We start from the raw sequence: 22,489 nt of genomic DNA on the forward strand, positions 1-22,489 counted from the left end.
CACCCAATGGATCCCCCCACCCCACCTCGACCGCGGCCAACCCCGCACCAACACCTACCACCACCCACAAAAACTCCTCCACGACGGAGGCGACGACGACGAGGCGGCGTAATCGCGACGAAAGCTTATGATTGCCAGGCATTTTGGGCGACGCGATTGTAGTCACCTTCGCGCCCGGTGTTGCAGGTATCGGGTCAACGGCGGCCGTGATGGAAAACCATTTTGGCAAACTTCAGTCAGCAACCGCGTCAAATCCCCATCGGGTTAGGCTGAGCCATGCCTGCAGACGATCCGGTAACCGTGCTCAGCGATGAAGAGAGCTGGGACTTGCTATCGAGCGCGGCATTAGGCCGTTTTGTCGTCGTCACAAACGGCCGAGCCGAAATCTTTCCGATCAACTACATCACCCAGCGCCGGACCTTGGTCTTTCGAACTGCTCCGGGTACCAAGCTCTACCACGCCGTGATGAGCGACCAGGTAGCTTTCGAGGCCGACGGATACACCGACGTCGAGGGGTGGAGCGTGATCATCCAGGGCAGGGCACACCTGCTGACGGCCGCTGACGAGATCCTCGACGCCGAAGAAGCGCCGTTGTTGGCGTGGCCGGCAACGGTGAAGCCCTACTTCGTTCGGCTGCTCCCACTGGAGATCTCCGGGCGCCGGTTCAGGTTCGGCACCGCGCCGGTTCGGTAGTAGCCGTCAGCACCTCGGAAGCCATCGCCGTCGCGACATCGCGCGGGTAGGTCCGCCGAGCCACCACGAGCAATAGCCCCGCGGCGACGATCGGCATGACCAGCATGATCAGAAAGGTGTCGCCCAACGCGCCGGGGGTGCCGCCCAGCGCCGTGGACACCGCACCGAACACCACCGGCGCCAGCCCCGTTGATACCGACACCAGGGTGCTTCGCACCGCCTCCGCCGTGCCCCACAGCCGGGAATGCACGATGTCTAGCCTCGCCGCATTCAGCGGCGGGTTCACCCCACCCATCGCGGTACCCGCTAAGAACGCGAATACCAGCGCCACCACCAGGCTGTCCGCGAGCAGTGTCGGAAGGATGAACACGGCCGCGGCGAGAAAAGCCGCCCCGCCCAACATGATTCGTGCGCTGATGTGCCCCCGATGGGTCAGCCAGTCCGCCATGCGTCCAGTGGTGAGCACGCCGGTCAGCGCACCGACCCCGAGGACGGCGATCAGCATGGTCGCCACCGACTGGCCGATCTCAAACCGGCCGCACAGCAGGGCGACACCGAACGTGCTCAACCCGGTCGAGAAGAAGTAGCCGAACGACGATGCCGCGATCAGAGCGACATTGGTGCGTACGGAGAGCACCCAGCGCAGTTCCCGCCAGACCGAGCCGCGCGGCGCATCCGTCACCCGGTCGCCGAGGCGGCTGCCACGCGCCGGTTCGCGCAGCAGCGTCCCCACCGCGACGCTGAGTATGAAGCCCACCGCGGCCAGCCAGCCGAAACCGAGCCGCCAGCTGAAGGCCCCGAGTTCGCCCGCGACCAGCAAGCCGATCGCCGTACACGTGCCCTCACCCGCGAGGACGAGCCCGTACACGCGACCGCGCTCGGCCGGCTTGAAGTAGTCACCGACCAGCGAGGCGACCACCGGCCCGGACACCGCGATCCCGGCCCCGAGGGCCACCCGGCAGGCCAGCAGCCAGCCGTAGTTGGGGCTGGCCGCGCTGAGCGCCATCGCCGCCGAGCACAGCAGCAGCGCCATCCACAGCAGGCGCACCCGCACGGTGCGGTCGGCGAGCGGCCCGGCCACCAGCGTCGCGACGGCACCGACGCCGGTCGACACGGTGACCAGCAGGCCAACCTGAATGTTGTTGATGTGCAATGACTGCGTGAGTGGGACAACCAGTGCCCCCACGGTCCCGGCATCGGCGCTTTGCAGCCCAACGACCATAGCGAGCAGCACGATTGGCTTCCATCGCGGGGCACGCTGGGAATCGGCAACTTTCGGGGCCGGATAATCCTGTACCGCGGAGGCGTACTCTGCGGCCCTCGGCACGAGCTCAAGATACCCTGCGCGACAACATGTTTAGCTCCAACTATGACGCGGTTCGAGGCCTGCGCTCAACTTTAAGGTGGAGTTCCACTGTTGGACGTCGTCGGTCAGTGGTGAATTCACGTCAGCGGCCCAGCAGTCTATTCCGCTGCTCGGTGTATTCCTGGTCGGAGATCAGCCCCTCGTCGCGCAGCCTGGCGAATTCGCGTATCTCGGCTGCGATTCCCGTCACCACGGTGCGCGGCTCGTCCCCGACGGCAGTTTCGTCATCGCCGATCCTCGGGGCCGCGGCACTGACTGCCTGGAGCCCGACCCGATCCTTGACGCGCGCACCGAAACCATCGCGGATGGCACGCCCGGCCGTGCCGGCCAGGGCCATCTCGCCGAGCGAGCTACCCAAACCGGGTGTCGCCGCCTGCGGTGCGAACGCGGCGGGCGTTGCCGGCAAAGCGAGCGCAGTGGGTTGCACGGCCGGCGTCGCGGCAGCCCAGGTGGGTGGCACCGAGAGCCCTCCGACCGTATCGGCCTCGCCCAGGCCTGCCGACGTCGTGGTGGAAACCACATTCGGCATCGATACGGAGGGCGTCACGCTCTTCACCACAGCCTCCGGTGCGGTTCCCGCGGCGTCCCACCCACTGACGATGTCGTCGGTGTGTATACCGGTCTGGGCACCGACCAGGTCGATCGGAAGCGATATCGCCCCGAGTGGCGCCAGTGGCGCGTCGACGCCGTAGGCAATGGCGTCGGCACCCAGGTCGATCGCGTCCCTCGGCGTCGACAAGCCGAGCGCAGACGTCGTGGCGGTCACCACGTCGGATCCCGTCGCACTGCTCACCACGCTCTGTGCCGAGCCGGCGGGTACCTCACCGGCCTGGGTCACCGCATCCACCTGGCTTGCCGTCCCGCTTGTGTTGGTGTTCTGGCGCGGCGCGGTGAACGGCGTCAGCTGTGTGGCCGCTGCCGTCGAACCGGCGTAGCCATACATCGCCGCCGCATCCTGGGCCCACATCTCGCCGTACTGGGCTTCGGTGGCCGCGATGGCGGGTGTGTTCTGCCCCAACAGGTTTGTCGCGATCAACGACATCAGCAGGCTGCGGTTGGCGGCCACCTCCGGCGGGGGAACCGTTGCGGCGAAAGCGGACTCATACGCGGCCACGGCCGCCATGGCCTGACCGGCCGTCTGGTCGGCTTGCGCGGCGGTTCGGCTCATCCATGCCACGTACGACGCGGCGGCCGCCGCCATCGTCACCGACGAAGGACCCAGCCACGGTCCCGCGGCAAGCTCCGAGACCACCGACTGATAAGCGTTCGCCGACGAGTATAGTTGTGCGGCAAGGTCTTCCCACGCCTGGGCAGCGGCCAGCATTGGGCCGGACCCGGGCCCGCTGTACATCAGACCGGAGGTGACTTCCGGCGGGAGTGTCGCGAAATCCATTACCCGCCGGTACCGTTCGAGCGCGCGATGGAGTAAACCTCGCCCGGGCACGGGTGAGCGGCAGCATCGGCAGATGGCTGCCCCTTGCGCAAGGTGGCCAGCAGTTCCCGGTAGGGGCCGACGAGGTAGACGGTGTCCCCGGCGCTGAGCCGGGCGTCGCGGCGCGGGTGCAACTGCACCGGGGCGTCGTCGCGGGTAATCGCGATCACCCGGGTTTGGGTGGACACCTCGAACATCTGCAGCCCGTCGAGTTCGCTGCCGGCCTGCACGTGCATGCCACCGACCAAGAAGGACCGGTTGCCGACGGAGAAGGTTCCCAGCACTTGCAGGCCCATCGCGGCGCCGATGAACCACGGTGCCGCCAATTCGACTGTGGAGCGCACATTTTCGAACCCGAATCGATGCGCGACCGCCGAGCCGAGGTCGTGGTCGTATACCCGCAGCACCACCGGGACCTCCGCCCACCGATTGCTGCCCGCGGGGGTCACCTGAGAGCCCAACATCTCCCGCAGCACGATGCCGGTCTCAATGTTGACCATGTCGTCACGTGTCAGCACGGCGACCGCACGGGCGGTTTCGACGCGGGCGGCCTCCAGCGTCTGTCGCAAGGTCGCGTCCCCGAAGATCACCGGCACGTCGAGTTCGGCCATCGTGGACAGAAACGGGTTGCCCTGGTCGCGTTCGATGACCGCGACGTCATAGCCTTCCGCGATCAGATCCGTAACGACCCGGATGCCTAGCGCGCTGAGACCGACCACGATGACGTGATTGCGCAGGTGCCGTGCCCGCGGGCGTCCGGAGGACCAGACGAATCGGCGGGAGAGCATCACGTCGGCGACGAAGGAGACCAGCAGCGCCGTGGTGGTCACGCCACCCAACATCAGCATCGCGGCGTAGAACCGCAGCCAGGTCGGCTGTCTGGCGAAGCTGAAGTCACCGTAGCCCGTGGTGGTGATCGTCTCGTTGGTGAAGTAGAAAGCGTCGACCCACGACATCCCCGGGTGGGTGTAGGAGAAATGCAGCAACGTCGTGGAGCCGATCACCAAAACGCCCAGCGCGGCGATCACCGGGTAGAAGGCGGGGTTGACGTCGTTGGACAGGGTCCGCGCAGCGTAAATCATGCGGCGCAGCCGCGGCTGCCGGGTACGCGTTCTGTTTTGACGCGGTGCCTTGATCCCGCAGGCGGCCACCTCCTCGGTGGTGCCGATCATGGCCGTCCAGTCGCCCGCGTTGACGCGCATGTCTCGCCCCGGGCAGACCACGACTTCACCCGGGCTGAAGGTCTTCTCGCCGTTGACAATTGCTACGGGAGCCAGGTCGCCGTAGATCTCACGCAAGGCCGCGTCGTAGGGCGCTTCGGCGCCGAAGACAACGAATTGCATTCCGGCGGCTTCGAAAGGGTGGGTAGTGCGTGCCAAGCACGCTTCGACGACTGCAGGCGCCGCGAGGTCCGCGACACCGAGGATCGCGCTGGGCCCGTCGTCGGCGGCGACGGCCTCGCGCAACACGTCGTTGGCCAGTCGTGCCACGACGCGAATGTCGGGATTGGCCTTGCGGGCCAGCAGGGCGATCTCGAGATTCGTGGCATCGTCGACGCCGGCGCAGATGACCGCCGACGCGTGCGCGACGCCGGCCTTGGCGAGTTCGGTCTTGACGCGGGCGCCGGCGAGGTCGGAATCGAGGAGCCTGGCGACGCTTGCGCCCGCACGTTCCAGCTCGTCGATGATCGTCGTCGCCAGCGCGTCATCACCGCTGACGATGACGCACTGGTGCATGAGATTCCTTTCCAGATGATTTCGGCGAGCCTAACAGCTGATGAATCACTGTGAGCCTCAGCATAATTCGCTGAGTATCCGCCGACCAACGGCGCATTGATCTCCAATTATGTTGCGTGGCAATTTAATTCAGGGCAAGGCTGGAGCCGGCGTGCCGCCCGTTGCCGTTGCCGCCGCCGTGTGCGCCATGAGTGTTTGCTGGGAGTTCCCTGATTTCAACCGTGATCTCGGTGAGAACCAGTTGTTGCCGAATGTGTACGGAAACCAGGTTTTTAGTGAGCCGCGAGACCCGTTGTGTTACAACCAGATGACCAACTTCGAATGTCCTGCCAATATCCCTGGCAACTGCTGTGTCTTTGCCGACTCTTCTGCTCTTCGTTGTCAGGCGGGCAAGCGACACCTCTGCGCACAGGCGCTACGCTTTCGGCGGATTCCATCGGATGGGGGATAAGGAAAATGGCCTGTGGCAACAACTTTGGATGACCAACACAAAGCGTGGTCGTCGTTCTCCGACGTGTGCAAGCGCGGCCTGCTCGGAAAACCGTTGATCACCGACGAGCTCCAGCATGAAAGATTGTCGAATCCCGTTGCGCTGGGCGTGTTGTCGCCGGATGCGATTTCGTCGACGGCCTATGGGTCTGAACAGATTATGATCGAGCTGCTGCCGGCAGCGGGAATGGCCGCCTTTGCATTGCTGCTTCCGATTACCGGCGTGATCCTGTTGATTCTGGTGCTGGTGTCCGCGTCGTATCGCCAGGTTGTCATGGTCTACACCCGGTCGGGCGGCTCATATGTGGTCGCGCGCGAGAACTTCGGCCCCCGGGTGGCCCAGGTGGCCGCGGCCGCGCTGTTGATCGACTACGTCGTCACCGTCGCGGTGCAGTGTGCCGCCGGCACGGTCGCGGTGGTGTCCGCGATACCGGCCTTGGGGCCGTTCAGCCTGGAGATCACGGTCGGGGTGGTGCTGGTGATGTGCTTTGCAAACCTGCGCGGGTTGCGGGAAGCAGGGGTTCGCTTCGCGGTGCCGACCTACGCGTTCGTGGCCATGGTGTCGCTGATGATCGTGGCCGGGATCGTCCGTGAATTCCTGGGCAGTCTGCCAACATACGATCCGCAACACATGGCGGGAGTCGTCCCGGTGCATCAGGGTGGTGGACTGATCATGGGCGCGACGGTGCTGATCGTGTTGCGCGCGTTCGCCAATGGCGGCTCGTCGCTGACCGGTGTGGAAGCGATCTCCAATACGGTCAACACTCTGCGCAAGCCCGAAGGTGTCAATGCCCGGCGGGTGATGACGGTCATGGCCTGCATACTCGGCTTTCTGCTGGCGGGGGTGGCGTGGTTGGTGCACGTGACGCACGCCGCGCCCTATGTCGACGGCTATCCGTCGATGTTGTCCGAAATCGCCCGGGCCGTCTTCGGCGACGGCGCGATCGGTCATGTCCTGTACTTTTTGTTGCAGGCATCGACCGCGGCGATCCTGTACACCGGTGGGAATACCAGCTTCAACGGATTCCCCGCGCTGGCCAGTTTTGTCGCCGAAGACCGCTTCATGCCCCGGCCGCTGATGAAGCGCGGACACCGATTGGTGTTCTCCAACGGTATTCTCACCCTCACCGCACTGGCGGTGGCGTTGCTGGTCATCACCGGCGGCTCCGTCGACGCGCTGGTTCCGTTCTATGCGATCGGTGTGTTCACCGGATTTTCGATGGCCGGCTACGGCATGACCAAGCACTACCTGACTCAACGCGGAGCCCGGTGGCGCTACAAGATCGCCGTGAATCTGTCGGCCGGGATCTTGTCGACGATCGTCGTGTGCATCTTCGCAGTGGCCAAGTTCACCGAGGGTGCATGGCTCATCGTCGTCGTCTTTCCGCTGTTGGTGTTCGCGCTGATGCGACTCAACCAGAAGTACCGCGCCGAGGCTTCGGTGCTGGAGATGTCCCATTCCGAAAGCCCTATGCTGCAACGCTACTCGAGACATCGAGTCCTGGTCTTGGTGGATGCCGTCGATCTCGCCGAGATCGAGGCGCTGCGCTACGGCAACGGATTGCATGCCGACGAGCTGACAGCGGTGCACTTCATGCTGGACGCGCTGAGTGCCGAGCGGTTACGGCAGCGCTGGGAGCGCTTCGAGCACCACACCCCGCTGCGGATGGTCGACTGCCCAGACCGTCACTTAGCAAGGGCCGCACATGAATTGGTTTTGCGAGTGCTCGACGACCATCCGGATACCATGGTGACGGTATTGCTACCGCGCCGAACGTATTCGCCGCTGGTAGGCCGGCTTCTGCACGACCGCACCGCGGACAAGATCGCCCGCGCGGTCAGCCGCATTTCCGGTGCGACGGCACAGATCGTGCCCTACGACATCGAATCCCGTATCGCGGAGGTGGCTCGGGCATGACGACTCCGAACCCCGGAATACCGCTGTCATTTTCCGACAGGTGCAAGCGGACCTTCCTCGGAAAGCCACTGACCACCGACCAGCTGGAATCGGAACGACTGTCGAATCCTGTTGCACTCGGCGCGCTTTCACCGGACGCTATCTCGTCGACCGCGTACGGTCCCGAGCAGATCATGCTCGAGCTGTTGCCGGCGGCCGGAATGGCGGCGTTCGCGTTGTTACTTCCGATCACCGGAGTCATCCTCGTCATTCTGGCGCTGGTCTCGGCGTCCTACCGGCAGGTCGTGATGACCTACGCGCGCTCCGGCGGCTCCTACACCGTTGCCCGGGAGAACTTCGGTCCGCGGGTGGCGCAGGTCGCGGCGGCGGCGTTGCTGATCGACTATGTGGTTACCGTGGCGGTGCAACCCGCGGCCGCGACAGTGGCGGTCGTTTCGGCGATTCCGGCCTTGCGTCCCTATCATCTGGAAATCACGCTGGCCGCGGTGGTGCTGATCTGCCTGGTCAACCTGCGTGGGGTGCGACGGTCGGGCCGGGCGTTCGCAATGACCACCTATGCCTTCGTCGCCATGATCACCGTGACCATCCTGACCGGCTTCGTTCGTGAAACAATTTGGGGTTTACCAAAATACGACCCGCAGCACATCGCCGGTGCGGTACCGGTGCATCAGGGTGGTGGACTGGTGATGGGTGCGACGGTGTTGATCGTGTTGCGCGCGTTCGCCAACGGCGGTGCCTCGTTGACCGGTATCGAGGCGGTTTCCAACAGTGTCGACGTTTTCCAGAAGCCCGAGGGCGTCAACGCCCGTCGCGTCATCACGGTGATGGCGTGCATCCTCGGCTTCCTGCTGGCCGGGGTGGCCTGGCTCGCACACGTCACCCATGCCGTGCCGTATCTCGACGAATACCCGTCGATGTTGTCCGAGATCGCCCACGCCGTCTTCGGTAACGGCGTGCTGGGCCATGTGTTGTACTTCCTGGTGCAGGCGTCGACCGCGGCGATCCTGTTCACCGGCTGCAACACCAGCTTCAACGGTTTTCCCGCGTTGGCCAGTTTCGTGGCCGAGGACCGCTTTCTGCCCCGCCCGCTGACCAAGCGCGGTCATCGGCTGGTGTTCTCCAACGGCATCCTGCTGCTCGCCGGTCTGGCGCTGACGCTGCTGGTGATCACCGAGGCGAAGGTGAGTGCGCTAGTGCCGTTCTTCGCGATCGGTGTGTTCACCGGATTTTCGATGGCCGGTTACGGCATGGCCAAACACCATCTGACGCAACGCGGGCTCCGGTGGCGGAGCAAGTTCGTCGTCAATGTGTCGGCGGGGATCTCCTCGACGATTGTGGTGGCAATCTTTGCGGTGGCCAAGTTCACCGAAGGCGCGTGGCTCGTCGTGGTCGTATTCCCGGTGCTGGTGTTCACCCTGATACGGCTGAACAAGAAGTACCGTGCCGAGGCTTCCGTCCTGGAGATGTCGCACGGAGCGGACATCGACCTGGACCGGCATCCGCAACTGCAGGTGCTGGTGTTCGTCGACTCGGTCGACCTCGCCGAGGTGGAGGCATTGCGGCTCGGGTACGGGCTGCACGCCGACGAGCTCACCGCGGTGCATTTCGTGATCGATGTCGATCATGCGATGCGGCTGCGGGAGCGCTGGGACCGCTTCGAACACGACACCCCGCTGTGGTTGATCAACTGCCCGGATCGGCATTTGAACCGGGCGGCACACGAATTGGTCTGGCGGGTGCTCAGTGATCATCCCGGCAGCAAGGTGACGGTGCTGTTGCCGCGCCGGACCTTTTCGCCGCTGCTGGGCCGGCTGCTGCACGATCGCACCGCGGACAAGATGGCTCGCGCCGTGAGCCGCATCCGTGGGGCGACCGCGATCATCGTGCCCTACGACATCGAGTCGAGGATCACCGCGCAGGACCGTCAGCCGGCCAGCGTCGCCCGGATGCAGACGGTGACGTAAGGCATCGCCAGCCCGGTGGAATTCGCCAGCGCCGGGTGGGTGGCCAGCAGCTGCCGCACCTGGTCGAGCGTCTGGGTGCGAACCTCGGCCGGCGAGGTGATGCAGTAGCTGCGCGAGGCAACCAAGTCGATCAACGCTTGCGGCGTCAGGTAATTCGTCCACTCGACCTGATGACGCTGACGCTCGGCAAACGGTGGGGGCAGCGTGACGTCGAAGCGGCGTCCGTCGCCGTCGCTTCCGATGATCTGACCGAGCTCGCGCACCCAGCCAAGCCGCTCGTCGCGGGTGTTCCACACCAGACCCAGCCGTCCGCCGGGACGCAGCACGCGGGCCACTTCGGGAATCGCTCGTTCCGGGTCCACCCAGTGCCATGCCTGGGCGACCAGCACGGCGTCAACGCTGTTGTCCTCCAACGGAATCTCTTCGGCGGTGCCCAGCACCGCACGAGTTTCCGGCAGCGAGGCGCTGAGCACTTCGAGCATGTCCGGAATCGGGTCCACCGCCACCACGTCGAGGCCGCGTTCCACCAGCCTGGTGGTCAGCTTGCCGGTGCCCGCGCCCAGGTCGAGCACCTGACGCGCACCCCGCGGCAACAGCCAGTCGATCGCCTCGGGTGGATAGGACGGGCGTCCGCGCTCGTAAGCCGCGGCCGCCGAACCGAACGACAGCGAAGGATGGTGCGTCGGCCGCGTCACCGCGCACACGCACCTTCGTTCGCGGCCAAATCCAGTGTTTCGCGGATCAATTCGCCCACCGCCTCGGTTTCCACGAGAAATCCGTCGTGTCCGCAGATCGAGTCGACGACCTGGAGCCCGCGACAGCCCGGCAGCAGGTCGGCCATCTCCTGCTGCAACCGCAACGGATACAGCCGGTCGGAGGTGATGCCGCCGACCACGGCCGGCACCGGGCACCCGCGCAACGCCTTGCTCACTCCGCCGCGGCCGCGACCGACGTCGTGGCTGTTCAGCGTCTCGGTCAGGATCACGTAGCTGCCGGCGTCGAAACGGGCCAGGATCTTGTCGCCCTGGTGTTCCAGGTAGCTCTGCACCGCGTAGCGCCCGCCGTCGGACGGGTCCTCGTCGCTCTGGCTGTCGTTGCCGAACCTGTTGTCGAGTTCGACCTCGCCGCGGTAGGTCAGATGAGCGAAGCGCCGGGCGATCGACAGTCCGGCATCCGGGGCACGGCCGGTGTCGTGGTAGTCGCCGCCTTGCCAGTTCGGGTCGGTCTTGATCGCCGCGATCTGGGTGGTCTGGGTCCCGATCTGGTCGGCGGTGGCACGCGCCCCGACGGCCAGCAGCAGTCCGGCCCGGACCCGCTCGGGGTGGCCGACCATCCATTCCAAAGCCCTTGCGCCGCCCATGGATCCGCCAACGACAGCGGCGACCTGGTTTATTCCCAGCGCGTCGAGCGCGGCGATGTCCGCCTCGACCTGGTCGCGCACCGTGATCAGTGGGAACCGCGAACCCCATGGTTTGCCGTCTCGGGCAAGCGAACTCGGCCCGGTGGAGCCACGGCACCCACCCAGCACATTGGTCGCGACCGCGCACCAGCGGTTGGTGTCGATCGGTGCGCCCGGCCCCGCGATTCCGTCCCACCAACCGGGTGTGGGATGCCCCGGCCCGGCCGGGCCGGTGATGTGCGAATCGCCGGTGAGAGCGTGCAAAACCACCACGACGTTGTCGCGGGTCGGGGACAGCTCGCCCCATCGCTGCACGGCGATACAGACGTTGTCGATGACCGCGCCGCTTTCGGTGGTCAGCGAGCCGATGTCGACCAGGCCGACCTCGCCTTCGGCGGGCAGCGTTTGGGTGGGGACGTCGGAGATCGTCATGTCAGGTCCCTAGAAAGCCGCCACGGACTGCGGGTCAGAACTGTTCGGGACGGCAGCGAATCCGAGCTCCAGGTCGGCCAGGATGTCGTCGATGTTCTCGATGCCGACGGCTAGGCGCACCAGTCCCGGCGTGACGCCGGTGCTCAGCTGCTCGGCGGGGCTCAACTGGGCGTGGGTGGTCGACGCCGGGTGGATCACCAGCGAGCGCACGTCGCCGATGTTGGCGACGTGGCTGTGCAGTTGCAGCGCGTTCACGAACGCCTTGCCGGCCTCGACACCGCCGGCCAGCTCGAACGCCAGCACCGCACCGGTTCCCTTGGGCGCCAGCTTCTTTGCCCGCTCATGCCACGGCGAGCTGGCCAGCCCGGCGTAGTTGACCGACACCACGCCGTCGTGACCCTCGAGGAATTCCGCGACCCGCTGGGCGTTCGCGACGTGGCGCTCGATGCGCAGGCTCAGCGTCTCCAGGCCCTGGGCCACCAGGAACGCGTTGAACGGCGACGCCGCGGACCCCAGGTCGCGCAGCAATTGCACGCGCGCCTTCAGGGCGAACGCCGGCGGTCCGAGCTCGGCGAACACCACGCCGTGGTAGCTCGGGTCGGGTGTGGTGAACCCGGGGAAGCGGCCCTGCGTCCAGTCGAAGGTGCCGCCGTCGACGATGACCCCGGCAATCGCGGAGCCGTGCCCGCCCAGGTACTTGGTCGCGGAGTGCACCACGATGTCGGCGCCGTGGGCGAACGGCTGGATCAGGTACGGCGTGGCGATCGTGTTGTCGACGATCAGCGGTACGCCGTTGGCGTGGGCCACCCCGGCGACACCGGGGATGTCCAGGATGTCGATCTGCGGGTTGGAAATCGTCTCGGCGAAGAAGGCCTTGGTGTTGGGCCGCACCGCCGCCTGCCATGAATCCAGGTCGTCGGGATCCGCGACGAAGGTGACCTCGATGCCAAGCTTGAGCAGCGAGTAGTGGAACAGGTTGTAGGTGCCGCCGTAGAGGCGCGGGCTGGACACGATGTGATCACCGGCACATGCGAGGTTCAATATGGCGAATGTCTCAGCGGCCTGTCCGGAGGACAGGAACAGCGCGGCGACGCCCCCCTCCAGCGCGGCGATCCGCTGCTCGACGACATCGGTGGTCGGGTTGCCGATTCGGGTGTAGATGTTGCCGGGAACCTCCAGCCCGAACAGGGCGGCGGCGTGGCTGGTGTCGTCGAAGACGTACGAGGTGGTCTGGTAGATCGGCAGGGCGCGTGCGTTGGTGGCCGGGTCCGGGCGCTGGCCGGCGTGCACCTGCTTGGTTTCGAACGACCAGTGCGCGGTCGGATCGGTGTCGGCGCTCATGAGCGGGGCTTTCTGCTGGAAGGGGACGTATCGAGGTGCTGGTAGCCGCCCGGAACGCCTGCATCGAAGACGTCTGCCGGGGGCCGGTGGTTCAGCACTGACACACGGTGAGACGCGGATGAGGTGGGTGACTGCACATCACGTTCCCTGTCTACTCAGGGGCCCGTCATGGCGGACCCGCGCTTGCCGGATAGCCGGTTCTGTGGCTACTCAACCTGGTCATCACCCGGGGCACCCCACCGCGGTTGGAGGGTTGCCGGCCAGCAAGCCGGGGCTTGATGCTGGCGCTCATGACCAATACGAAGACTATCTTACTGAGCCGACCGGATGCCAATGGCAGGTCGACACCTGCTCAAACGCCCTTGATAACGTGGCAAGGACAACGCTGAGCCCCCCAAAATCTGATCGGGAGAGGGACCGTCCGTGAGCGCCGATAAGCCGACCGTCATCTACACGCTGACCGACGAGGCGCCGTTGCTGGCGACCTACGCGTTCCTGCCGATCGTGCGGGCTTTCGCCGAGCCGGCCGGCATCCAGATCAAGACCAGCGACATCTCGGTGGCCGCCCGGATCCTCGCCGAGTTCCCCGAGCACCTGACCGAAGAGCAGCGGGTGCCGGACAACCTGGCCGAACTGGGCCGGCTGACCAAGCTGGCCGACACCAACATCATCAAGCTGCCGAACATCAGCGCGTCGGTGCCTCAGCTGGTTGCCGCGATCAAGGAGCTGCAAGCCAAGGGCTACAAGATCCCCGACTTCCCGCAGAGCCCGAAGACCGACGAAGACTCCGAAATTCGCGAGCGCTATTCCAAATGCCTTGGCAGCGCGGTCAACCCGGTGCTGCGTCAAGGGAACTCGGACCGTCGCGCGCCGAACGCGGTCAAGGAGTACGCGCGCAAGCACCCGCACAGCATGGGTGAGTGGTCCCAGGCATCGCGCACCCACGTCGCGACGATGAAGCACGGTGACTTCTATCACGGCGAGAAGTCGATGACGCTGGACCGCGGGCGCAGCGTGAAGATGGAGCTGGAGACCAAGGGCGGCAAGAAGATCGTGCTCAAGCCCACCGTGTCACTACGCGACGGCGACATCATCGACAGCATGTTCATGAGCAAGAAAGCGCTCTGCGAGTTCTACGAGGAGCAGATGGAGGACGCGCGCAAGACCGGCGTGATGTTCTCGCTGCACGTGAAGGCGACGATGATGAAGGTATCCCACCCCATCGTCTTCGGGCACGCCGTCAAGGTCTTCTACAAGGACGCATTCGCCAAACACCAGGCGCTGTTCGACGAACTCGGCGTCAACGTCAACAACGGATTGGTCGACCTGTACGACAAGATCGAGTCGCTGCCGGCGTCGCAGCACGACGAGATCATCCGTGACCTGCACGCCTGCCACGAGCACCGTCCCGAACTGGCCATGGTCGATTCGGCCAAGGGCATCAGCAACTTTCACTCGCCCAGCGACGTGATCGTGGATGCGTCGATGCCGGCGATGATCCGCGCCGGGGGCAAGATGTATGGCGCCGACGGGCGGCAGAAGGACACCAAGGCCGTCAACCCGGAGTCGACGTTCGCCCGCATCTACCAGGAGATCATCAACTTCTGTAAGACCCACGGCCAGTTCGACCCGACCACGATGGGCACCGTCCCCAACGTCGGACTGATGGCCCAGCAGGCCGAAGAGTACGGCTCGCATGACAAGACGTTCGAAATCCCCGAGGACGGTGTGGCCAACATCGTCGACCTCGACACCGGGGACGTGCTGCTGACGCAGAACGTGGAAGCCGGCGACATCTGGCGCATGCCGATCGTTCGCGACGAGCCGATCCGCGACTGGGTCAAGCTGGCCGTCAACCGGGCGCGCAATTCGGGTATGCCGGTGGTGTTCTGGCTGGACCAGGAGCGACCGCACGAGAACGAACTACGCAAGAAGGTCAACACGTACCTGGCCGAGCTGGACACCGAGGGCCTCGACATCCAGATCATGTCGCAGGAACGCGCCATGCGGCACACCATCGAACGCGCCATGCGCGGACAGGACACCATCGCCGCGACCGGAAACATCCTGCGCGACTACCTGACCGACCTGTTCCCGATCCTGGAGCTGGGCACCAGCGCCAAGATGCTGTCCATCGTGCCGTTGATGGCCGGGGGCGGGATGTACGAAACGGGAGCCGGCGGTTCGGCGCCCAAGCACGTGCACCAGCTTGTCGAGGAGAACCATCTGCGCTGGGATTCCCTCGGCGAATTCCTGGCTCTCGGAGCGTGTTTCGAAGACATCGGGATCAAGACCGACAACGCACGCGCCAAGATTCTGGCCAAGACGCTGGACGCCGCCATCGGCAAGTTGTTGGACAACAACAAGAGTCCGTCACGCAAGACCGGTGAACTCGACAACCGGGGCAGCCAGTTCTATCTGGCGATGTACTGGGCTTGCGAACTCGCCGCGCAAACCGACGACGAAGAACTGCGTGAGCACTTCGCCCCGCTGGCCGACTCGCTGAGCAAGAACGAGGAAGCCATCGTGTCCGAAATGGCAAAGGTCCAAGGCGAACCGGTCGACATCGGCGGTTACTACCAGCCCGACAGCGAGAAGACGACCGCCGTGATGCGGCCGAGCAAGACGTTCAATGAAGCGATAGCGGCTTCGCAGGGCTGACCGTGCCCAAGATCAAAGTCAAGGGCCCCGTCGTCGAGCTCGACGGTGACGAGATGACCCGCGTCATCTGGAAGATGATCAAGGACATGTTGATCCTTCCGCACCTTGACATCAACTTGGAGTACTACGACCTGGGCATCGAGCACCGAGACCGCACCGACGACCAGGTGACGATCGACGCGGCGTATGCCATCAAGAAGCACGGCGTGGGTGTCAAGTGCGCCACCATCACCCCCGACGAGGCGCGCGTCCGGGAGTTCAACCTCAAGAAGATGTGGCTTTCGCCGAATGGGACGATTCGAAACATTTTGGGCGGTACCATCTTCCGCGAACCGATCGTGATCTCGAATGTGCCTCGTCTGGTGCCGGGCTGGACCAAGCCGATCGTCATCGGCCGTCACGCATTCGGCGACCAGTACCGGTCGACAAATTTCAAGGTCGACAAACCCGGCACTGTCGCAATAACTTTCACACCCGCCGACGGTGGCGAGCCGGTCGTGCACGAAATGGTGGACATCCCCGAGCACGGTGGCGTCGTGATGGGGATGTACAACTTCCGCGACTCCATCCGCGACTTTGCCCGGGCGTCATTCGCGTACGGGCTCAACGCCAAATGGCCGGTGTACCTGTCGACGAAGAACACCATCCTCAAGGCCTACGACGGCATGTTCAAAGACGAGTTCCAGCGCATTTACGACGAGGAGTTCAAGGAGCAGTTCGAAGCCGAGGGCCTGACCTACGAGCACCGGCTGATCGACGACATGGTGGCCGCCTGCCTGAAGTGGGACGGGGGGTATGTCTGGGCCTGCAAGAACTATGACGGTGACGTCCAGTCCGACACCGTCGCACAGGGTTACGGCTCGCTGGGGCTGATGACCTCGGTGCTGATGACGGCCGACGGCAAGACCGTCGAGGCCGAGGCCGCGCACGGCACCGTCACCCGGCACTACCGGCAATATCAGGCCGGCAAACCGACGTCGACCAACCCGATCGCCTCGATCTTCGCCTGGACGCGGGGACTGCAGCACCGCGGCAAGCTGGACAACACTCCGGCGGTTATCGATTTCGCCCAGAAGCTGGAATCCGTCGTCATCGCCACCGTGGAGAGCGGCAAGATGACCAAGGACCTCGCCATCCTGATCGGACCCGATCAGAAGTGGCAGCAGAGCGAGGAGTTCCTCGCCTCGATCGCCGAGAACCTGGACAAGGCGCTGGCGCAGACCTGACTAGCCGGTGGTTTGCTGGGGGCGCCAGTCCGCCCGGATGCACTCGTCGAGGAACCCGGTGATCACCTGGGTGACGCGTTCGGGCGCCTCGAACATCGGGACATGCCCGACTCCGTCCAGCTTGGTGACCCGGTGGCCGTCCGGCAGGTGCCTCGTGAAATGCCGGCTGAACCTGGGTGCCGGGATGACCCGATCCTTTTCGCAGACCACCAGGTGGGCCGGTACGGCGTTGAGCGCGAGCTCCCGCAAGCCGTGCAGCAGCAACGCCTTGACCAGCAGCTGTAGGTAGGCCGGGCAGTGCGCGACATCGTCGATGATGCCGCTGAGCTTGTGCTCGCTGACCCCGTCCGGCGAGGCGCTGAGCGCATAGGTGGACAGCTGGCGGCTGAACGGCAACGCCAGCACCCGCGTCCCGAACAGCCAGGCCGCCACCAGCAGCGGGATACCCAGCACGAACTTCCCGATCACCTCGAATTTTGCCGGGCTCCAGCGCGTCCAGCCACCGGCCGGCGCAATGCCGGTGACGCTGCGGGCCCGACCGCGCCGCTCGAGCTCGAACGCGACCCAGCCGCCCAGCGAGTTGCCCACGATGTGCGCGGTTTCCCAGCCCAGCTCATCCATTTGCCGCTCAACGTGGTCGGCGAGCACCCCGGAGCTCAGAAACCAGGTCCCGGCCGACGGTCCACCGTTGTGACCTGCCATGGTCGGGGCGAATACCTGGTAGCGGCCGGTGTCCGCCAGCTGCTGCGCCACGTCCTCCCAGACCATCTGGGAGAGCAGGAACGGGTGCAGCAGCAGGACCGGCTCCCCAGAACCCAGGTGGATCGGCTCGCGCGTCGTCATATAGCCGACATTAAATGCGGTACCGCCGGTACCGCAAGCGAGGGCGCGGCGACCACAGCGCGCGTGAAAAGATCGGGACATCATGAGCACCACTACCGGACCCAGCCGGATCCTCTCCGGCGTGCAGCCCACGTCTGATTCGCTTCACCTCGGCAACGCGCTGGGCGCGATCACCCAGTGGGTTGCGTTGCAGGACGACCACCCCGACGAATATGAAGCCTTCTTCTGCGTGGTCGACCTGCACGCGATCACCGTCGCGCAAGACCCCGAGGCGCTGCGCCGCCGAACCCTGGTCACCGCCGCCCAGTACCTCGCGCTGGGGATCGACCCCGCCCGCAGCACCGTCTTCGTGCAAAGCCACGTCCCGGCCCACACCCAGCTGGCCTGGGTGCTGGGTTGCTTCACCGGCTTCGGACAGGCATCGCGGATGACGCAGTTCAAGGACAAGTCGCAGCGCCAAGGCGCCGATTCGACGACCGTGGGGCTGTTCACCTATCCGGTGCTGCAGGCCGCCGACGTGCTGGCCTACGACACCGATCTGGTCCCCGTGGGTGAGGACCAGCGCCAGCACCTCGAGTTGGCGCGAGACATCGCGGAGCGGTTCAACAGCCGCTTCCCGGACACATTCGTCGTTCCGGACATGCTCATTCCCAAGGCCACCGCCAAGATCTACGACCTGACCGACCCGACGTCGAAGATGAGCAAGTCGGCCGCCACCGATGCCGGCTTGATCAACCTGCTCGACGATCCGGCATTGTCCGCCAAGAAGATTCGCTCGGCCGTGACCGACAGCGAACGCGAGATCCGGTTCGACGTCGAGGTCAAGCCGGGCGTATCGAATCTGCTGACCATCCAATCGGCGGTCACCGGAGTCGATATCGACAAGCTCGTCGACGGCTACTCCGGGCGCGGCTACGGCGATTTGAAAAAGGAGACCGCCGACGCCGTCGTCGAATTCGTCACCCCGATCAAGGCCCGCGTCGACGAATTGACAGCGGACTTGGCCGAATTGGAGGCGGTGTTGGCGGCCGGTGCAGAGCGCGCCGACGAAGTGGCCGGAAAAACGGTGCAGCGGGTCTACGATCGGCTGGGGTTTCTTCCGCAACGGAGGTAGTGCGCTCACCATGACCGAGCCGGCCAAGCCCGGAATCCTTGACCGGTTGCGGGCCCGGTTCGGTTGGCTCGACCATGTGCTGCGCGCCTACAAACATTTCGACGAGCGCAACGGCGGTTTCTTGGCGGCCGGGCTCACCTACTACACGATCTTCGCGCTATTTCCTTTGCTGATGGTCAGTTTCGCGGTCGTCGGTTTCATGCTGGCCCGAGATCCGCAGCTGCTCGCCAGCATCGACAACCACATCCGCGACGCTGTCTCGGGCGCACTCGGACAGCAGTTGGTGGATTTGATGAATTCGGCGATCAACGCCCGCGCGTCGGTCGGTGTGATCGGTCTGGTCACCGCGGCGTGGGCCGGCCTGGGCTGGATGTCGCACACGCGTGAAGCGGTGACCGAGATGTGGTGGGACGAACCGATCCAGTCGCCGGGCTTCGTGCGCGGCAAGCTGTCCGATCTGGTCGCGATGGTGGGGACGTTCGTTGTCATCCTCGCGACCGTGGCGCTCACCGCGCTAGGGCACGCCGCACCGATGCGTGCGATATTGAAATGGCTTGGCATACCGGATTTCTCGATATTCGGCGTGATCTTCCGCGTCCTTTCGATACTGGTGTCGCTGCTGGTGTCGTGGATGCTGTTCACCTGGATGATCGGCCGACTGCCGCGGCACAAGGTCAGCCTGCCCGACTCGGCGCGCGCCGGCCTGCTCGCGGCGATCGGCTTCGAGCTGTTCAAACAGGTGGCCTCGATCTACTTGAGCGTCGTGCTGCGCAGTCCCGCGGGTGCGACGTTCGGGCCGGTGCTGGGTTTGATGGTGTTCTCCTACATCACCGGGTATCTCGTGCTGTTCGCCACGGCCTGGGCGGCCACGCTTTCCAACGACCCGCGCAGCAAGTACGCTCCACCGCCGGCGCCCGCGATCATCGCGCCACGCGTCATGCTCGACGAGGGAATCAGCACCCGGCAAACGCTGACCGCGATGGCGATGGGAGCCGTTGGTGCGCTGGCCTTTTCCCGGCTGACCCGCTGGCTGCGTTAACGCCAGTGGCCCCGTCTCATGACGGCGGTGACCCGCAGATCGCGATCCAGCACAACAAGATTGGCATCGTAGCCCGCCCGCAGCTCGCCCACATGCTGTAGGCCCAGGGCCCGCGCCGGTGTCGCCGAGGTCATCCGCACCGCGGGCTCGAGTCCCGCTTGGGCGGCCGCGGTGCGGACGAGCTGATCCATCGTCACGGTGCTCCCGGCGATGGTATTCGTCCCGTGCACCCGGGCCACCCCGGATTCGACCTCGATCGCTACCCCGCCGAGCTGATAGCTGCCGTCGGCGCATCCGGCCGCGGCGATCGCGTCGGTGATCAGCGCCACCCGGTCGGCCCCGGCGGCGCGCATGGCCGCAAGCGCCATCGCTGGATGCATATGCACGCCATCGGCGATCAACTCGACGGTGACGTCCGGGTGCTCCAGCAGTGCCAGCGCCGCTCCGGGCTCGCGGTGATTCAGCGGCGGCATCGCGTTGAACAGATGTGTGCCCACGGTGGCGCCCAGCGCGATCGCCTGCCGAGTGAGCTCATAGGTCGCATCGGTATGCCCGACGGCGACAACAACTCCCGCTTCTCGAAGGCGCCGGATCGCCTCGCCGCTGCCGGGTCGCTCCGGCGCCAGGGTGACCATCCGGATCGCGCCGTCTGCGGCGGCCAGCAGTTCGTCGATCTCGACGGGATCGGGGTCACGCATTTGGGCGGGGTCGTGTGCGCCGCAGCGTGCGGTGGACAGCCACGGTCCCTCCAGATGGATGCCCGCCAGCGTGCCGTCTCGGGTCGCCTCGGCCAGCGCTCGCACACTCGCGAGCAGCCTGTCGGGCGACGTGGTGACCAGACTGGCCATCGTTGTGGTGGTGCCGTGGCCCAGGTGAAAGTCCGCTGCCGCGGCGATGTTTTCGGCGTCCACGTACGACGCCCCGCCGCCGCCGTGCACATGCATGTCGATAAACCCAGGCACCACAATGCAATCCGGGAAATCCTGGTCGGGTGGCCTGGGCGGGTTGCCGGACCCGCAGGTGAAAATCTGCCACCCGGCGATCTGCACCCATCCCGGTCGGCAGAGCTTGCCATCGAGAACGACGGCGTCCGCACGGATCAGGTGCACGGGTCGTCCCAGCGGCCGCCGTTTTCCCAGAAGCGCCGGATTTCCTCGAGCTGCCGCCCCTTGGTCTCCGGCGCAAATTTGTAGACGAACCCGAACGCGATCACGGCCAACACCCCGAATGCCGCGAAAGTGCCAGCGCCGCCCAAGGAATGCAACATGGTCAGGAAAACGGCCGCGACGATCGCGTTGGCGATCAAGTTCGAGGTCAGCATCGTGCTCGACCCGATCGACCGCAGCCGGGTGGGGAAGCTCTCGCTGGCGTACACCCAGCCCAGCGAGCCGAAACCCAGCGTGTAGCCGATGATGAACAGCAGAATGCCGGCAAACCCGAGCGCCGCGCCGCCGAAGCCCCCGGCGAACACGACCGTCAGCAGGATGTCCGCGGCGATCATCATGGCGATGCCGCACAACAGGATTGGTCGCCTGCCCACCCGGTCCACGAGCGTCAACGCGGCGCCCACCGCGGCCAAACCGGCGACCTGGACCAGTGCCGGCAGGCCCAGCAGTGCGAAATTGCCGGTGAATCCCATGGTTTCGAATATTCGGGGGCTGTAGTAGATGATCGCGTTGATGCCGGTGATCTGGAGCAGGAAGCCGAGCGTGATCACGAACAGGGTGGCCCGCAGATACGGCGGTCGCAACATCTCGGCGACGCCGCTGAAACCGGGGGCGCCTTCGCTCAACGCGCGGCCGACCTCGGCAAGTTCCTCGTCGGCGTTGGCGGCGGGCTCGACCAGCAGCAGCGCGCGCCTGGCGTCGTCGACCCGCCCTTTGAGCAGGTACCACCGGGCGGTGTCGGGTAGCCGAATCACCAACGGCAGCAACAGGATCACCGGCACCGCGGCCAGCCCCAGCATCCAGCGCCAGCTGTGGCCGCCGGCCAACAAGTAACCGGCGAGGTAGCCGACGATCAGGCCGCTGACGATCGCCAGTTGATAGGTAGTCAGCAACGCGCCGCGTACCGCTGCCGGAGCCGACTCCGCGATGAACACCGGGACCACGACCACCATCACGCCGATCGTCGCGCCCAGCAGCAGCCGTGCCGCCAGCAGCATCGGCAACGATGTCGAGAACGCACCCAGCAGCGCGAAGGTCGCGTAGGCGACCAGGATCAGCACGATCGATTTTTTGCGGCCGATCGCATTGGCGAGTACACCGGCACCGAGCGCCCCGGCGATCTGCCCGATCACCACCATTGTCGTCAGCAGTTCTTGTTGGGATGTGGTGAGTGCGAAATCTTCGGTGATGAACAGCTGCGCGCCGGCGATGATGGACAGGTCGTATCCGTAGATGAGCCCGACACTGGCGCCGGTCAGCCCGATGCGCGGACCTCTCAAGTGATCGGCGCCCGCTCGCGCAGCAATTCGATGACACGGTCGGGGTCGTCGGGGGTGATGCAGGGCCGCACGTGCCGGCCGAGCTCGAGCACGATCAGGGTCCGCTTGCCGGCCCGGCGGATATCGAGGGGGAACCAGTAGCGCGGATCGCCCGCGCCCCAGACGCGGCCCTTGCCGGAATTCCAGGTCATCTCTTCGGTCTTGATGCCGCGGATCTCGCTGTAGGGGATCCGCTTGGCCCCGGCCAACGGAAAGTAGTAACGGCGGATGGTAATTCCGTCCTCGTCGAGCCGGAGGCCGGAATCCTCGTACCAGGCTTCACTCATCCGCACGACGGTGCCACAGCAAACATTGGCGGTCAACGGTGGCGCGTCTTGAGCTTGGGTTGTC

The 22,489-nt window shown here is 65.4% G+C and carries 16 protein-coding genes, 2 pseudogenes and 1 riboswitch; of the genes and pseudogenes, 8 read left to right on the forward strand and 10 right to left on the reverse strand.

Going from position 1 to position 22,489, the window contains the following annotated elements:
- A partial coding sequence (locus ACAG21_RS23860; RefSeq protein ID WP_370498873.1) for a hypothetical protein occupies nt 1-112 on the forward strand: 112 nt, incomplete at its 5' end.
- A 164-nt stretch (nt 113-276) separates the two neighbouring features.
- Nucleotides 277-693 (forward strand): pyridoxamine 5'-phosphate oxidase family protein, encoded by a 417-nt coding sequence (locus ACAG21_RS23865; RefSeq protein WP_370498740.1) that lies wholly within the window; start codon nt 277-279, stop codon nt 691-693.
- Here the strand turns inward: ACAG21_RS23865 and ACAG21_RS23870 are convergent.
- The 3 genes from ACAG21_RS23870 to ACAG21_RS23880 all read right to left on the reverse strand — a co-directional run bounded on the left by ACAG21_RS23870 (nt 665) and on the right by ACAG21_RS23880 (nt 5,227).
- Nucleotides 665-2,020 (reverse strand): MFS transporter, encoded by a 1,356-nt coding sequence (locus ACAG21_RS23870; protein WP_370498741.1) that lies wholly within the window; start codon nt 2,018-2,020, stop codon nt 665-667. The genes ACAG21_RS23865 and ACAG21_RS23870 overlap by 29 nt on opposite strands.
- Before the next feature lie 121 nt (nt 2,021-2,141).
- Nucleotides 2,142-3,452, reverse strand: a complete 1,311-nt coding sequence (locus ACAG21_RS23875; protein ID WP_370498742.1) for a PPE domain-containing protein — start codon at nt 3,450-3,452, stop codon at nt 2,142-2,144.
- Complete coding sequence (locus tag ACAG21_RS23880; RefSeq protein WP_370498743.1) at nt 3,452-5,227, reverse strand: NAD-binding protein; 1,776 nt, start codon at nt 5,225-5,227, stop codon at nt 3,452-3,454. The genes ACAG21_RS23875 and ACAG21_RS23880 overlap by 1 nt, the downstream gene beginning before the upstream one ends.
- A 475-nt stretch (nt 5,228-5,702) precedes the next feature.
- Here ACAG21_RS23880 and ACAG21_RS23885 point away from each other — a divergent pair.
- A pseudogene (locus ACAG21_RS23885) lies at nt 5,703-7,619 on the forward strand (APC family permease); the annotation flags it as partial.
- Between the two features lie 11 nt (nt 7,620-7,630).
- Nucleotides 7,631-9,544 (forward strand): annotated as a pseudogene (locus ACAG21_RS23890) (APC family permease); the annotation flags it as partial.
- A 14-nt stretch (nt 9,545-9,558) separates the two neighbouring features.
- Here ACAG21_RS23890 and ACAG21_RS23895 read toward each other — a convergent pair.
- From ACAG21_RS23895 to ACAG21_RS23905, 3 genes are read right to left on the reverse strand one after another with little or no spacing between them, the layout of a single operon-like run.
- Entirely contained in the window at nt 9,559-10,293 is a 735-nt protein-coding gene (locus ACAG21_RS23895; RefSeq protein WP_370498744.1) for a class I SAM-dependent methyltransferase, read from the reverse strand.
- Nucleotides 10,290-11,429: a homoserine O-acetyltransferase gene (locus tag ACAG21_RS23900; protein ID WP_370498745.1), complete on the reverse strand. Its 1,140-nt coding sequence runs from the start codon at nt 11,427-11,429 to the stop codon at nt 10,290-10,292. The genes ACAG21_RS23895 and ACAG21_RS23900 overlap by 4 nt, the downstream gene beginning before the upstream one ends.
- Before the next feature lie 9 nt (nt 11,430-11,438).
- Nucleotides 11,439-12,770, reverse strand: coding sequence for a bifunctional o-acetylhomoserine/o-acetylserine sulfhydrylase (locus ACAG21_RS23905; RefSeq protein ID WP_370498746.1), 1,332 nt, complete (start codon nt 12,768-12,770; stop codon nt 11,439-11,441).
- 174 nt (nt 12,771-12,944) lie between these two features.
- Nucleotides 12,945-13,066, reverse strand: a riboswitch (SAM riboswitch).
- A 127-nt stretch (nt 13,067-13,193) separates the two neighbouring features.
- On the opposite strand from ACAG21_RS23905, the gene ACAG21_RS23910 reads away from it, so the two are divergent.
- A complete protein-coding gene (locus ACAG21_RS23910) occupies nt 13,194-15,431 on the forward strand; it encodes an NADP-dependent isocitrate dehydrogenase (protein ID WP_370498747.1) in 2,238 nt (745 codons plus the stop codon).
- Nucleotides 15,428-16,657, forward strand: a complete 1,230-nt coding sequence (locus tag ACAG21_RS23915) for an NADP-dependent isocitrate dehydrogenase (protein WP_370498874.1) — start codon at nt 15,428-15,430, stop codon at nt 16,655-16,657. Before ACAG21_RS23910 ends, ACAG21_RS23915 begins: the two co-directional genes overlap by 4 nt.
- On the opposite strand, the gene ACAG21_RS23920 is transcribed toward ACAG21_RS23915, so the two are convergent.
- Nucleotides 16,658-17,500: an alpha/beta fold hydrolase gene (locus ACAG21_RS23920; RefSeq protein WP_370498748.1), complete on the reverse strand. Its 843-nt coding sequence runs from the start codon at nt 17,498-17,500 to the stop codon at nt 16,658-16,660.
- An 82-nt stretch (nt 17,501-17,582) separates the two neighbouring features.
- On the opposite strand from ACAG21_RS23920, the gene trpS reads away from it, so the two are divergent.
- Both trpS and yhjD read left to right on the forward strand, forming a co-directional pair.
- On the forward strand, nt 17,583-18,614 hold the full coding sequence (gene trpS / locus ACAG21_RS23925; RefSeq protein WP_370498749.1) for a tryptophan--tRNA ligase: 1,032 nt from the start codon (nt 17,583-17,585) through the stop codon (nt 18,612-18,614).
- Nucleotides 18,615-18,624: 10 nt separating this feature from the next.
- On the forward strand, nt 18,625-19,653 hold the full coding sequence (gene yhjD / locus ACAG21_RS23930) for an inner membrane protein YhjD (protein ID WP_370498750.1): 1,029 nt from the start codon (nt 18,625-18,627) through the stop codon (nt 19,651-19,653).
- Here yhjD and nagA read toward each other — a convergent pair.
- Genes nagA through ACAG21_RS23945 form a run of 3 tightly spaced genes read right to left on the reverse strand, consistent with a single transcriptional unit; the run spans nt 19,650 to nt 22,425 of the window.
- Nucleotides 19,650-20,762: an N-acetylglucosamine-6-phosphate deacetylase gene (gene nagA, locus ACAG21_RS23935; protein WP_370498751.1), complete on the reverse strand. Its 1,113-nt coding sequence runs from the start codon at nt 20,760-20,762 to the stop codon at nt 19,650-19,652. The two genes, yhjD and nagA, sit on opposite strands and share 4 nt — an antisense overlap.
- A complete protein-coding gene (locus tag ACAG21_RS23940; protein WP_370498752.1) occupies nt 20,753-22,099 on the reverse strand; it encodes a sugar porter family MFS transporter in 1,347 nt (448 codons plus the stop codon). The genes nagA and ACAG21_RS23940 overlap by 10 nt, the downstream gene beginning before the upstream one ends.
- Nucleotides 22,096-22,425, reverse strand: a complete 330-nt coding sequence (locus ACAG21_RS23945; protein WP_370498753.1) for a hypothetical protein — start codon at nt 22,423-22,425, stop codon at nt 22,096-22,098. Before ACAG21_RS23945 ends, ACAG21_RS23940 begins: the two co-directional genes overlap by 4 nt.
- Nucleotides 22,426-22,489: the final 64 nt, after the last annotated feature.

It is taken from the genome of Mycobacterium sp. pR1184 (genome assembly GCF_041287235.1).
In the GTDB taxonomy this organism is placed as follows: domain Bacteria; phylum Actinomycetota; class Actinomycetes; order Mycobacteriales; family Mycobacteriaceae; genus Mycobacterium.